The organism is Pantoea sp. EKM20T (genome assembly GCF_011800485.1).
GTDB lineage: Bacteria > Pseudomonadota > Gammaproteobacteria > Enterobacterales > Enterobacteriaceae > Pantoea > Pantoea agglomerans.
This window is the reverse complement of record NZ_JAALFW010000001.1, coordinates 388,711-401,751: the sequence shown is the minus strand read 5'-3', so window position 1 is coordinate 401,751 and position 13,041 is coordinate 388,711. Positions and strand designations below refer to the sequence as shown.

Here is a 13,041-nt window from a genome sequence, read left to right as displayed (position 1 = left end):
TCATCCGTCAACCAGAGCGTGATTATCAGACAGCGCAGGTTGCCCGGTTAACCTCTGGATTGCGTCAGCAACGTTGTCATCGCATGTCCTGTGTTAAGAAAGCGATAAGCAAGCGTAATAGTGTGTAAGTTACCGGATTTTAAGACTTTTACAGATGTCTCCCGCCACAATTATTGCCATGATGCCGATCAACGGTGCCTGAACAGCCGTTATTTTCGGAGGCAGTATCATGAAAAAAACAACATTAACGCTTATCGCTTCACTTTTAACATGCAGCACACTCTTTTCTCAGGCCTCACGGGCAGACGATCGTGATGACGCGCACCGCAAGCCTGTGCCGCATCAGAACGGTGACCATCGTGCTGACAATCGCGGTTCTGACCAGAATCAGGAGCGTGGCAACAACCGTCATGACAGCGTCAATCATCGCCCGGATCAGGACAACAACGGTCGGGGCAGAGAGGCACGTAATGATCGCGACCATTTCGCCTGGCAGGGACACGACTTCCGTCGCGGGCATCCTGTCCCGCAGGCGTACCGCGGCGACCATTATCGCGTAGCCGACTGGCATGAGCGCGGTCTGCGTGAACCACCGCGCGGTTATCAATGGGCAAACATCGACGGCAACTATGTGTTGATTGCTGCTGCAACCGGGGTAATTACTGCGCTGGTGCTGAACAGCGCCCTGAACTGATCCCCAGGGGATGGCTGCGGCCATCCCTCTTTCTTTCCGTTTTGCTGCGCCAGCGGCTATCCTGACACTCCACGCTGAAAATTCCCTGTGTAAGGAGTCATGATGACGACGGTTAAGATGGTTGCGGTAGATATGGATGGCACCTTTCTGGACGATAACAAGCAGTACAATCGATCCCGCTTTCTCGACTGCTATCAGCAACTCACCGCCCGTGACATCAAATTTGTGGTGGCCAGCGGCAATCAGTATTACCAGCTCAAATCCTTCTTCCCGGAGATCGCCAGCGATATCGCCTTTGTGGCCGAAAACGGCGCATGGATTATCGATCGTGATGAGGAACTGTTTTGCGGTGCCTTTGAACGCCGCGATGTTGACGCGGTGATCGATACCCTGCAAAACGGCGACTATCCGGGTCTGCGTTACCTGCTGTGTGGCCGGGAGAGCGCCTGGTACTTCGACGGCATGGAAGAGAACTGGCTGAAGAAGATGCGCCATTACTGTCACCGGCTGAAGCCGATTCATCATCTGGATGAGGTGCAGCATGACCGGCTGTTTAAGTTCGCGCTGAATCTCTCTGATGACTATATCGAGCCACTGATGGCGGATATTGAACGTCTGCATCAGGGGCGTGTGGCAGCGACCTCAAGCGGTCACGGCTCGGTGGATTTGATCGTGCCGGGGAATCATAAAGCGCACGGTCTGGATCTGCTGGCACAACGCTGGGGGATCGCGCACGACCAGGTGCTGGCCTTTGGTGATGGCGGTAACGATCTGGAGATGCTCAGACAGTCTGGCTTCAGTTTTGCCATGGACAACGCGCCACAGCGGGTGAAACAGGCGGCACGCTATGCCGCACCTTCTAACAACGAGCAGGGCGTGCTGCAGGTGATTGAGCAGATGCTGGCAGGTGAGGGGCCTTTTAGCGCCACGCAGGCTTAGCCGTCTGGCGCTGCGATTAAGCCAGGGCGGTTAGCGCCGTGATTCAGCCAGCCGCCTGGCTCAGAGAGCGGGTGCAACAGGATAGCGCTGAGGAGCAGCAAAGCCGGGCGAAGCTGGCAGGCCCGGTTGTGCCTGGTCAGCGAATGCGGGCAACGCGGCTCCTGATCACGCCGTGATTTCCCAGGCCTGCGCGATCATCATCTGCATCTGTTCGCGGCTGTAATTCACCAGCGAATTTTTGCTGTTGGCTTGCGCCAGAATCCACTCCACCTCGGCGCGGCTCAGTGAAGGGCCATCCTGCCAGAATGGGGTGATCGCCTGCTGCTGCAGCCACTGTTTCAGAAACTGCGCCGGTGAGTCCGTGGTTTCGCTGAACAGCTGCGGGTGCAGTTCCGCCATCAGCTTACGCTGCAGTGGCTGTTCGCTGTCGGACAACAGATCCAGGAACGGAAACAGCAGACGTCCGCACACTTCACCGTGATGGAACGGCTTTATCGCGCCCAGTTCCCCTGCAATACCGTGGATCACCCCCAGACCCGCACTGCTGAGACTGACACCGCCCAGCCACGACGCCATCATCATCGCTTCCCGTGCCGCGTCGCCAGCAGCATCCTCACGATTAAGTGCAGGCCAGGCCTGAACAAACTGACGCAGGCCGGTCAGCGCCATCTGGCGGGTAAAGAGGTTGCCTTTGCCGGAGAGATACGCTTCGAACAGGTGGGTAAACGCATCAATACCGCAGGTTGCCAGCACCCGGTCAGGCGCACCTTTCAGCAGATCGGCATCGAGAATTGCCACCTCCGGCACAAAGACCGGGTGGCGCAGTGACGCTTTTATCTGAATGTCACGCTGGTCAGTCACTACCGCATTTTGCGTCACTTCACTGCCGGTACCGGCGGTGGTCGGAATAGCAATCAGCGGCAACGTGATGGGCTGAACCGCGGTGTCACCCACTTTTTCCAGATAGCGGGCGGTTGGCAACGGATGTTGCACCATCGCGCTAAATGCTTTCGCCGCATCCAGTACGCTCCCGCCGCCAATCGCGACGACCCGATCGACATGACCGCGCCAGCGCGCAACCCAGCCATCAATCTCGGCGGGTGAGGCTTCATGGCTGACAATTTCATAGCCAATAATATGATCGTTGAGTCCGGCTTTTAGCCGGGCATATGCGGGGCCTTGCAGAAAAGATTGTCCACAAAACAGCAGGGTAGGCTGTGACCGGGCGGCCAGCAGCGGTACCAGTTTATCCAGGCTGCCCCGGCCAAAGAGGGTTCGTTGATTACTGTACAGCTCACTCAGGTTCTCACTCACCAGCGCATCCTTTTTACATTTCGCTAAAATCTGAGTGTAACGAAAAGCAAGGCGCCGGGACTGGCAAACTTTCTGATAACGCATTGGCAAAAAGTTGATCACCTTCGCAAAACAGAAATTCACCCCCGGCGGGGTGGTGCTTTCCTGCTGATGTTACCCTTAACATGTTATCGGTAACAGCGTTTGTCGGGATGTGTAAACATCTTACAGCGCACTGTTTTGTAGCCCTCAGGGGATCATGATAATAAACCGACACTGAATGATGTTCAGTGCACAAGGTGGAGAAAAGCTATGCCATTACTCTATGTGGCGATTGGCGTCGCGTTACTGCTGCTGCTGATGATTCGCTTTAAGCTTAATGGATTTATCGCGCTGATCCTGGTGGCGCTGGCGGTCGGTGTGATGCAGGGCATGCCGGTTAATAAAGTGATTACCTCAATCAAAGCGGGCGTGGGTGGCACACTGGGCAGCCTGGCGCTGATCATGGGCTTTGGTGCCATGCTCGGTAAATTGCTGGCCGACTGCGGCGGTGCGCAGCGTATTGCCACCACCCTGATTGAAAAATTCGGCACTAAGCATATTCAGTGGGCGCTGGTGCTGACCGGTTTTATCGTCGGATTTGCGCTGTTCTATGAAGTCGGCTTTGTACTGATGCTGCCGCTGGTGTTCAGCGTTGCGGCATCGGCACGTGTGCCGCTGCTCTATGTCGGGGTGCCGATGGCAGCTGCCCTGTCCGTGACGCACGGCTTTCTTCCGCCGCATCCTGGCCCGACCGCAATCGCGACGCTGTTTAACGCTGACATGGGTAAAACGCTGCTGTTTGGTACGCTGTTGGGTATTCCTACGGTGATTCTGGCGGGTCCGGTCTACGCCCGCTTCCTGAAAGGCATCGACAAACCGATTCCTGAGGGTCTCTATAACCCGAAAACCTTTACCGAGGCGGAAATGCCGGGGTTTGGCGTCAGCGTCTGGACGGCACTGGTACCTGTGGTGCTGATGGCGCTGCGTGCGGTGGCAGAGATGCTGCTGCCTAAAGGCCATGTGCTGCTGCCCTATGCGGAGTTCTTTGGCGACCCGGTGATGGCGACACTGATTGCGGTGCTGATTGCAATCTTCACCTTTGGACTGAATCGCGGCCGCACGATGGAACAGGTCATGGATACCCTGACCGACTCGATCAAAATCATCGCCATGATGTTGTTGATCATCGGCGGTGGTGGTGCCTTCAAACAGGTGCTGGTGGATAGCGGCGTGGATAAATACATTGCCAGCATGATGCATTCTACTCAGCTGTCGCCAATCTTTATGGCCTGGTCGATTGCCGCGGTGCTGCGTATTGCTCTGGGTTCTGCCACGGTAGCGGCCATTACCGCCGGGGGAATTGTGGCACCGCTGATTGTTACCAGCGGCGCCAGCCCGGAACTGATGGTCATCGCCGTAGGGTCCGGTAGCGTGATCTTCTCGCACGTTAATGACCCGGGCTTCTGGCTGTTCAAAGAGTATTTCAACCTGACGATTGGCGAAACCATCCGCTCCTGGTCGGCGCTGGAAACCATTATTTCGGTCTGTGGTCTGGTGGGTTGCCTGCTGCTCTCCTGGGCGATTTAACCTCTGGCCGCTGGCAAGCCTGCCAGCGGCTCTCTGCTTTCGCGTCTCTCCCGCTGCCTCTTTGAGCTTTGAACATCCCGTCGCGCTTGCTGCCCCTGTTGCCGGTTAAACCGGGATGTGCGGGACAGACAGCATAAAAAAGGCCGCAAGGTGCGGCCTGACAGAGAAGATTCAGTCTGAATCTGCCACGTTAATGAGGCGGTTCAAAACCGGCTTTCACCATCTGTTCCCGCAGCGCGTGTGCAATGTCACGGTTGCCACCGGTAACGGGGTAGATAACGTTATTCACCACATCATCAAGGTAGTGCTCGTCAAACTCCTGCAGAGAGAGCTGCGTGCCGCCTTCATCGTTGATGGCGAAAGTCCCTTTGATGTGGTTACCGCTGTTTTTTGCCTTGAGGCTGTAGCGGCCCATGCTGGTATTAATCGTGCTCATAAGATCTCCTCGCGACTCATTTTCAATCTCATCACTCTTGAGGCCTGCCTTGCCGCCTAAATTTTAGCCAGGAGTGTTCTGTAAAACGAAGAAAGAGAGCCGTTAAAAAGTGGTGTTGCGATCGTTATCTCAGAATTTAAATAAAGCTCAGGGTTGATGAACTTATGACCAGTTGAGCCTTAAGTGAAGCGGCAGGGCGCATTTTCCTGTCTATAATGCTTACAGGAAAAGTGTTTAATTGGTGAGGGGAAAGGAAATGAAAATTATTCTGTGGATTATTGCGATCATTTTTATCGTTGGCTTACTGACCCTGACAGGGGTGTTCAAACTGATTTTCTGATATCTGTTAACGCTTCAGCAACAGCGGGCACCTAATCAGGTGCCCGCTGTGTTTTCTGGCTGGCCAACAGAGCGTCTGTAATGGGATCCATCGGCGTATTGGGCAGCAGATCCTGTGAGCCCAGAGGTTTCTTACAGTATGCGCAGCAGGCACCATGAAAGTTTCGCTGGCCCTCGCGGTAATCAGTAAAAACGAATCGGGCGCTTCCACATTGACCGCAACGTATCTTCATCACCATCCTGTGTCTCACCCTCCTTTTACTCAGCATTAACGGATGCCTGTGCCTGACAGGTTAAGCGGACTTTATCTATTGCGCGGCAATATTATTTCGCACTGCGATAAGAAAAGTAGTTTCTTATGCTTTTGATTGTTTGTTGCCAAATGCGCATTCGGCCACTAAAAAGCATTTCATTGATCCAGATCAGTGTTTATTAGTTGTTGGCTAAAATATCCGCGAATAGCCTGCCATGACTGATGATAATGGCACAGCCGACTCATTTTTTTTGGCGAGGGAGCGGGATCTGCGCCAGTGAATTTAAGATTTATCGTACAATAAATAGCCACTGGCAGGACGCAGGCCTGAAAAAGCAGAAAAACGGGTTTAAGGTCATGGGACTTACCGTCCGGATGATAGAAAAAAATTGACCTTTTAGCGGCGTAAACGTCATTAAGAACAGGAATATATCTTAATCAGATTTTTCTTTTTAACGTCAGTAACGTAACCGCTTAAAATTAAAAAGGGTTTCGTTTCCAGCAGGTTAGCGACCGATACCCGCTCTGCGCCTGATACGCGTTGAGCGATGTTTCGCAAGTCGAAAAGCAGGAAAGTGTGATGGATGTACAGAATGTCGATATTTATCACTTTTTCATCAAATCATGCTGGACAAATCCCTCAGCAATTGCTGTACTAGACCCCGACACAGTTTAGTGTCCATTTTTCATGTAAAGGTAATATAGATGTCTAAGATCAAAGGTAACGTTAAGTGGTTTAATGAATCTAAAGGATTCGGTTTCATTACTCCTGAAGATGGCAGCAAAGATGTATTCGTACATTTCTCTGCAATCCAGAGCAACGGCTTCAAAACTCTGGCTGAAGGTCAGCGCGTAGAGTTTGAAATCACCGACGGCGCTAAAGGCCCATCTGCTGCTAACGTTATCAGTCTGTAAGTTAACAGTCAGAATTCTAAAAACCCGCCTTATGGCGGGTTTTTTTATGGCTGTAATCTGCGCTTCATCCCCCCTGTCGTACTCTCACTCTCGGCGTGTTGGCGCACAAACTGCGCGGCGGTTCACACTAAATAACCGTAACATATTTATAACAACCCGAGATGCAGCTTTTTGGCTTGCGACGCTATATAACTGTGCGACAGAACCCGGTGAGTGAGGAGGCAGGATGAACATACGTCAGGCAGAGTTGAAAGACAGTTTTGCGTTGAGTGCATTACTGAGCGAGTTAGGCTACGGCGGCACTGAAAGCTTTATTGAACAGCGCCTGGCGCAGTTATGCAGCGATCCCAGTGAAGCGCTGTTGGTGGCTGAACATGGCAGTCAGGTGCTGGGGTTTCTCTCCTTACATTTTATTCCTCAGCTGGCGCTGGCCGGTGATTTCGCCCGCATCAGCTATTTCTGCATTGCAGAAGGTGAGCGCAGTAAAGGCGTCGGCCAGCAGCTGATTCAGCATGCAGAAATGCTGGCGGCTCGTCGTGGCTGCGATCGCATGGAAGTCCATTGCCATCAGTCACGTCTCAAGGCGAACCAGTTCTACGCCCGTGAAGGCTATGTTGAATCCCCCTGTTATCTCATCAAAGATCTGCAAGCGAGTTAAATTCCCGTCCGCTGGCGATGACCAGCGCCCCGGCAATCATCTCCCGCTGTTCATCCCTGAGGCTGGCGATACTGACGCGAATAAATTGGGTTGGGCCGAGCCGACAGCGCTCGCCTGGCACGACCGCAATACCGCGGGCAGCCAGCGTGATCATGGCAAACTGCTCTGAAGTCACCGGAATATAGAGGCTTAATCCGTCGCGAAGCGGCAGATCAAGCCCACGCTGTGCCAGCGCCGCGAGCAACGCTTCACGCCGTTGCCGGTAGGTCGCGCGTGCGGTGGCGATCTGCCGTTGCGTTTCCTCATCCTCCAGCAGCCACGCCACCGCATCCTGCAGAATGCGGCTGGTCCAGCTGACGCCAAAATTTCGCCATGACTGAATGCGCCTGACCATCTCCGAGGTGGCAGAGAGCACTGCCAGTCGCAGATCCGGTCCATAGGCTTTGGAAAACGAACGGATGTGCAGCGTGCGCTCAGGAAAGATTGAACCCAGGCTCCAGCTCGCCTCCGCGGAGAGATCGCCAATACCATCATCCTCAACGATCAGTGTGTTGCTCTGTTGCAGAACCTGCGCCATTGCCTGACGTCGCGCCGGGCTGATGCTGTTCCCGGTGGCCGAGTGGGTGCGGGGCTGATAGATCAACATTACCGGTGCCTGCTCCAGCAGAAGAGAAAGAACCTCTGGCAGCGGGCCTTGATCATCACACGCCAGCGGCAGAATCTCTGCGCCGACGTTATCCAGTATATCGAGCAGCCGGGTCGCGGTCGGATCTTCAATAATCACGCGGTCTCCCGGCGAGACCAGGGTTTGCACCAGCAGATTCATCGCGTCAAAACCGCCATCTGTCGCCAGAAACGCCTCTGCAGCATAGGGCCAGCGCGGCGCGATCGCCTGAAGCAGCGGCGCGGAAATCGCCTCACGGGTGTAGCTGTTGAGCTGCGGTGAGTGCAGGGCCGCCTGCAGCGCACGCTGCAGGTCAGGCAGCAGGGCGGGGTCGGGCGCGGCGAGGGTCAGATCGGCGCGGATGTTATCACCGTAGTTGCCGATCTTCTCAAAGCGAATCGGACGCGGCATCACCGTATTACTACTGACCCAGACACCACTGCGCCCCTTGCCCGCCAGCACTTTCTGCTTTCTTAGTTGCGCCCAGGCAGCAGAAACGGTTGCCGGGCTGACACCCAGCTGCTCCGCTATCTCCCGCACCGCAGGCATCTGCATACCTGTCGCGATCTGTCCGTCACGAATCAGCGCGGAGGCTGCCTGTGCAATGCCTTTCACTGAAGGCGATTTTATCTGGCTGCAAAACCAGTTGAGGTCGACGCTCTCTGTCATAAGAAAATACTTTGTTCAGTAACAAATTAATGATTGTTCAGGTAAGTATTCCGGATCTAGTATCAAATTCAAGCACTATTTTATGCCCCGTCCCGACGGTGCAGCGTAAACGGAGAGATCATGGCAAGGCTACTCATCAGACTGGCGGTACGCGACTGGGACTACTTCACCCCGCTGGCGCTGGGCGATATCAGACCAGAAGGTTTTGAACTGCAGATCGACCGCGTCGGCACACTTGTGAATGATCTGGCGACCAGCCCCGACTATGACGCGGGCGAAGTCTCCTTCAGCCGCTATGCTCAGGGCCGGGCCAGAGGAGACGAAACACTGCTTGGCCTGCCACACTTCCTGATGCGCGGCTTCCGCCAGCGCTGCATTATCACCAGCAGCAGCAGCCCCATCACCACGCCTGCGCAGCTGAAAGGTAAGAGAATCGGCGTCACCGGCTGGCAGGATTCGGGCAATACCTGGACACGCACGGTGCTGCGTGAAGCAGGCGTCGAAATCGATGATGTGTTCTGGTATGCCGGTCGTCTTACTGCCGATCATCCGATTGTCGATCGGCTGGCGGGATTTGGCCGCCCGGGCCGCATTGAACCCGCGCCTGACGAACGACCGCTGATAGAGATGCTGCAGGCGGGTGAGCTGGATGCCATCTTCACGCCATTTATGCCGGAGGGCTTTTTCCTGCCGGGTTCAGGATTACGGCAGCTACAGACCGATTTTTATCAGGCGGAACGGGACTACTTTAATCGTGTCGGCTATGTGCCAGGCATCCACATTCTGGCGCTGAAACCGGCACTGGCGGCGGAGCATCCGTGGCTGCCTGCGGCGTTAAGTGAGGTCATCGATCGCTCTTACCGGCTGTGGATGCAGAAAAGAGAGAAATATGCCGACACCACGCCGTGGCTGCTGGACGATTTGCGACGCACTGCGCAGGAATTGCCCGCTGACTGGAATCAGAATGGTTTTAGCGTTAACAGAAAGATGATTGCGGACTTTGGTCGCGAGCTCTATGAGCAAGGGCTGACTCACCAGGTACTGACGCCGGAAGCAATGTTTCCGGCCGCTGCGGGAGAAGAGAAATGATGAAAGTAGCACTGGGACAATTTGCGGTGAGCCGCGAATGGCAGGAGAACGCCCGTATCTGTCTGGACTTAATGCAGCGGGCGACAGAAGGTGGCGCCGATCTGCTGGTACTGCCGGAAGGGGTACTGGCACGTGATATAGCCGACCCCGATTTAGTGCTGAAGGCGGCGCAGCCGCTGGATGGCCCTTTTCTGAGCCAGCTGCTGGCCGCCAGCAAGCAGACTGCGCTGACCACCATGATGAGCATTCACGTTCCCACCGGGGAGCAGAAAGCGCTCAACGTGCTGGTAGCGATCCGCAACGGTGAGATCATCGCCGCCTATGAAAAGCTGCATCTGTACGATGCCTTTGCGATGCAGGAGTCGCAGCGGGTGAATCCCGGCCACGTCATTCCGCCGCTGATTGAGGTCGCGGGTATGAAAGTCGGATTAATGACCTGCTATGACGTGCGCTTCCCGGAGCTGGCGCGTCGGCTGGTGCTGGATGGTGCAGAGGTGCTGGTGCTGCCTGCCGCCTGGGTTAAAGGTCCGCTGAAAGAGATGCACTGGGAACTGCTGACCCGCGCCCGCGCGCTGGAGAACACCTGCTATATGGTGGCGGTGGGGGAGTGCGGCCCGCGCAATATCGGCAACAGTCTGGTGGTCGATCCGCTGGGCGTGGCGGTGGCAAATGCGGCGGAATCACCGGCGCTGCTGTTTGCCGATCTCGATCCTGAGCGCGTCGCCTATGCCCGCCGGGTGCTACCGGTACTGGAAAACCGGCGCTTTGCCCGTCCCGAACTCAACTGATCCGCTGAACCAGGAATCCATTATGACGAAGAGAGCAACCGCCTTAATCGTGGCGCTGGGGCTGACTGCATCCCTGGCGCAGGCTGCCGACGCTATTCCGGTGCAAAAAGTTGACCAGGCGCTGCATGACAGGCTGCCGGATGAGATCAAAAAATCGGGCAAAATGATTTCAGTGAATAACGGCTCATTTCCGCCCTATGAAATTGTGAATGGCCCGCACTCAATGGAGGGCGCTTCGGCCGAATTAACGACTGCGCTGGCACAACTGCTGGGTGTGAAGATCGAGCATGCGACGGTGAGTGGTTTATCGGGCGTACTCACCGGCATCAATGCGGGTCGTTATCAGCTGGCGATTGGGCCGATTGGTGATTATCCGGACCGTCAGCAGAAAGTGGATTTCATCGATTTTGTGCAGGAGTTTGTGGTATTTGGCGTGCAAAAGGGCAATCCGGCCAGAATCAATCAGCTGGACGACACCTGCGGCAAGCGCATTGCCGTCATGGCCGCTGGCTCTGCGGAACAGGTTATCCGTAAGCAGTCAGCCCGGTGTGTGGCCGACGGGAAGCCGGCCGTGACAGTGCAGGCTTTGACCGATCAGCCTTCATCAATTCTGGCGGTACGTTCTAAACGCTCCGATGCGTTCTTCTCATCACAGGCGCCGCTGACTTACTTTGTTAATCAGGCGAAGGGGCAACTTGAGCTGGCGGGCAAAGGGCAGAAAAACGGCTTTGGCGACATTTTCCAGGGCACGGTGGTGCCGAAAGGCTCGCCGCTGGGTCAGGTGGTGCTGGATGCCTACAAAGAGCTGTATCAGAACGGGACGTATGCGGCCATCATGAAAAAGTGGCAGCTTGAGGGCAACATGACCACAGCACCCGGACTGAATCTGGCGAAAGAGGCCAGCAAATGAGCCCGCCGCGCCATCTCCACAGCGGTGACAGAGGCGAGGCACAGCTGCGCGACGTGGCGTTCGCTCGCAGCGCGCCCACTTACGGACGCTGGATCAGCTGGATTTTAGTGCTGGTGATCGGCACCAATCTGTTGTGGCTGGTGGCGACCAACCCTAACTTTGAATGGCAGGTGGTGCTTAAGTGGTTTACCGAAGGATCCGTGCTCAAAGGGTTGCAGGTCACCCTGGGGCTGACAGTGGTGTCGATGGTACTCGGCACGCTGCTCGGTCTGCTGCTGGGCGTCTGGCGGCTCTCTGAGAACCGGTTGCTGCGCGGCGTTGCCGGACTCTATATCTGGTTCTTTCGTGGCACGCCGCTGCTGGTACAGCTGATCTTCTGGTACAACCTTTCTACGCTGTTTCCGGCGCTGTCGCTGACGCTGCCGTGGACCGATATCACGCTGGCTAGCTGGAATACCAACGATCTGATAACCCCGCTGACGGCCGCTATTGCCGGGCTGGCGCTGAATGAAGCGGCCTATATGGCGGAAATTATTCGCGCCGGTCTGCTGTCGGTGGATAACGGTCAGGTAGAGACTACCCAGGCCTTTGGCATGAGTCGTTCACGGGCGCTGCGGCGCATCATCATTCCGCAGGCGATGCGATCGATTATTCCGCCCACCGGCAACCAGTTGATCAGCATGATCAAGGCGACGTCGCTGGTCAGCGTAATCGCAATGGGCGATCTGCTCTATTCGGTGCAGGCGATCTACAACCGTACCTTCGAGATCATCCCGATGCTGATGGTGGCGGTGATCTGGTATCTGCTGATCACCTCGATCCTCAATCTGGGCCAGTCCGCCATCGAGCGTTACTACGCGCGTGGCACTCGTCGGGTGGCCAGCGCCCCCAGACGCGCCACCATCGCGGCTAACGTGCAACCCCAGCAGGAGGAGCAATGAGTCAGCGTGAACCCCTGGTCTGCGCCCGCAACGTGCAGAAGAATTACGGCGACAATCAGGTTCTGAAAGGGATCGATCTGGATGTCTGGCCCGGTGAAGTAGTGGTGATCCTCGGGCCGTCTGGTTCCGGTAAATCCACGTTTCTGCGCTGCATCAATCATCTTGAAGAGATGAACGCCGGATCGATTCGGGTCGGCGATGAGCAGATCGGGTATGTACTTAAAGGGCATGTGCTGCACCGGTTGTCGCCACGCCAGATCGCCCGTCAGCGCCAGAAAATTGGCATGGTGTTTCAGCAGTTCAATCTCTACCCCCATATGACCGTGCTGCAGAACATCACTGAAGCGCCCATCGGCGTGCATAAATTCCCGCGTCAGGAGGCGATGGCCCATGCCCGATCGCTGCTGGCGACGGTGGGGTTAAGCGATAAAGCGGACGCCTGGCCACGTCACCTCTCGGGCGGACAGCAACAGCGTGTGGCGATTGCGCGGGCGCTGGCGATTAAGCCGCAGCTGATGCTGTTTGATGAACCGACCTCCGCGCTCGATCCGGAACTGGTGGGCGAAGTGCTGGCGACCATGCGCACCCTGGCCGACCAGGGATTAACGATGATTGTGGTGACTCATGAGATTAGCTTTGCGCGGGAAGCCGCCGATCGCGTGGTCTTTATGGATGGGGGTGTGGTGGTGGAGCAGGGCACGCCTGAAGAGGTGATCGCGAATCCACAGCATCCGCGCACCCAGGCGTTCCTGAGTCGCTTCATCTGAGATCTTACTCTGTTACAGATTCCAGTTGTCGCCGCAGGCAAACTGCGCGTAAATATC

13 protein-coding genes are annotated in these 13,041 nt (G+C 55.8%); 10 read left to right on the top strand and 3 right to left on the bottom strand.

The features are described from left to right. Positions 1-229: 229 nt before the first annotated feature. Both HFD94_RS01930 and HFD94_RS01925 read left to right on the top strand, forming a co-directional pair. On the top strand, positions 230-694 hold the full coding sequence (locus tag HFD94_RS01930) for an RcnB family protein (RefSeq protein WP_122889108.1): 465 nt from the start codon (positions 230-232) through the stop codon (positions 692-694). A 102-nt stretch (positions 695-796) separates the two neighbouring features. After that, complete coding sequence (locus tag HFD94_RS01925) at positions 797-1,633, top strand: Cof-type HAD-IIB family hydrolase (RefSeq protein WP_033756869.1); 837 nt, start codon at positions 797-799, stop codon at positions 1,631-1,633. Between the two features lie 165 nt (positions 1,634-1,798). On the opposite strand, the gene HFD94_RS01920 is transcribed toward HFD94_RS01925, so the two are convergent. After that, complete coding sequence (locus tag HFD94_RS01920) at positions 1,799-2,947, bottom strand: iron-containing alcohol dehydrogenase (protein WP_122889175.1); 1,149 nt, start codon at positions 2,945-2,947, stop codon at positions 1,799-1,801. A 291-nt stretch (positions 2,948-3,238) separates the two neighbouring features. Here HFD94_RS01920 and gntT point away from each other — a divergent pair, with 291 nt between their 5' ends. After that, complete coding sequence (gene gntT, locus HFD94_RS01915) at positions 3,239-4,555, top strand: gluconate transporter (protein WP_010258995.1); 1,317 nt, start codon at positions 3,239-3,241, stop codon at positions 4,553-4,555. 190 nt (positions 4,556-4,745) lie between these two features. Here gntT and HFD94_RS01910 read toward each other — a convergent pair whose 3' ends face one another. Next, entirely contained in the window at positions 4,746-4,991 is a 246-nt protein-coding gene (locus tag HFD94_RS01910) for a hypothetical protein (protein ID WP_010258994.1), read from the bottom strand. Between the two features lie 1,297 nt (positions 4,992-6,288). Here HFD94_RS01910 and cspE point away from each other — a divergent pair. Both cspE and HFD94_RS01900 read left to right on the top strand, forming a co-directional pair. After that, the gene (gene cspE / locus HFD94_RS01905; protein ID WP_006118399.1) at positions 6,289-6,498 is read left to right on the top strand and encodes a transcription antiterminator/RNA stability regulator CspE; all 210 of its coding nucleotides are present in this window, start codon (positions 6,289-6,291) and stop codon (positions 6,496-6,498) included. A 226-nt stretch (positions 6,499-6,724) separates the two neighbouring features. Continuing rightward, complete coding sequence (locus HFD94_RS01900) at positions 6,725-7,156, top strand: GNAT family N-acetyltransferase (protein ID WP_010258992.1); 432 nt, start codon at positions 6,725-6,727, stop codon at positions 7,154-7,156. On the opposite strand, the gene HFD94_RS01895 is transcribed toward HFD94_RS01900, so the two are convergent. Next, positions 7,134-8,489, bottom strand: a complete 1,356-nt coding sequence (locus HFD94_RS01895) for a PLP-dependent aminotransferase family protein (RefSeq protein WP_060679642.1) — start codon at positions 8,487-8,489, stop codon at positions 7,134-7,136. The genes HFD94_RS01900 and HFD94_RS01895 overlap by 23 nt on opposite strands. A 120-nt stretch (positions 8,490-8,609) precedes the next feature. Between HFD94_RS01895 and HFD94_RS01890 the strand changes: the two genes are divergently transcribed. From HFD94_RS01890 to HFD94_RS01870, 5 genes are read left to right on the top strand one after another with little or no spacing between them, the layout of a single operon-like run. After that, the gene (locus HFD94_RS01890; RefSeq protein ID WP_022626059.1) at positions 8,610-9,578 is read left to right on the top strand and encodes an ABC transporter substrate-binding protein; all 969 of its coding nucleotides are present in this window, start codon (positions 8,610-8,612) and stop codon (positions 9,576-9,578) included. Then, entirely contained in the window at positions 9,578-10,366 is a 789-nt protein-coding gene (locus HFD94_RS01885) for a deaminated glutathione amidase (RefSeq protein WP_064689942.1), read from the top strand. Before HFD94_RS01890 ends, HFD94_RS01885 begins: the two co-directional genes overlap by 1 nt. A 22-nt stretch (positions 10,367-10,388) precedes the next feature. Next, entirely contained in the window at positions 10,389-11,276 is an 888-nt protein-coding gene (locus HFD94_RS01880; protein WP_122889107.1) for an ABC transporter substrate-binding protein, read from the top strand. After that, on the top strand, positions 11,273-12,217 hold the full coding sequence (locus HFD94_RS01875) for an amino acid ABC transporter permease (protein WP_122459065.1): 945 nt from the start codon (positions 11,273-11,275) through the stop codon (positions 12,215-12,217). The genes HFD94_RS01880 and HFD94_RS01875 overlap by 4 nt, the downstream gene beginning before the upstream one ends. Continuing rightward, positions 12,214-12,984 (top strand): amino acid ABC transporter ATP-binding protein, encoded by a 771-nt coding sequence (locus HFD94_RS01870; RefSeq protein ID WP_010258981.1) that lies wholly within the window; start codon positions 12,214-12,216, stop codon positions 12,982-12,984. The genes HFD94_RS01875 and HFD94_RS01870 overlap by 4 nt, the downstream gene beginning before the upstream one ends. Positions 12,985-13,041: the final 57 nt, after the last annotated feature.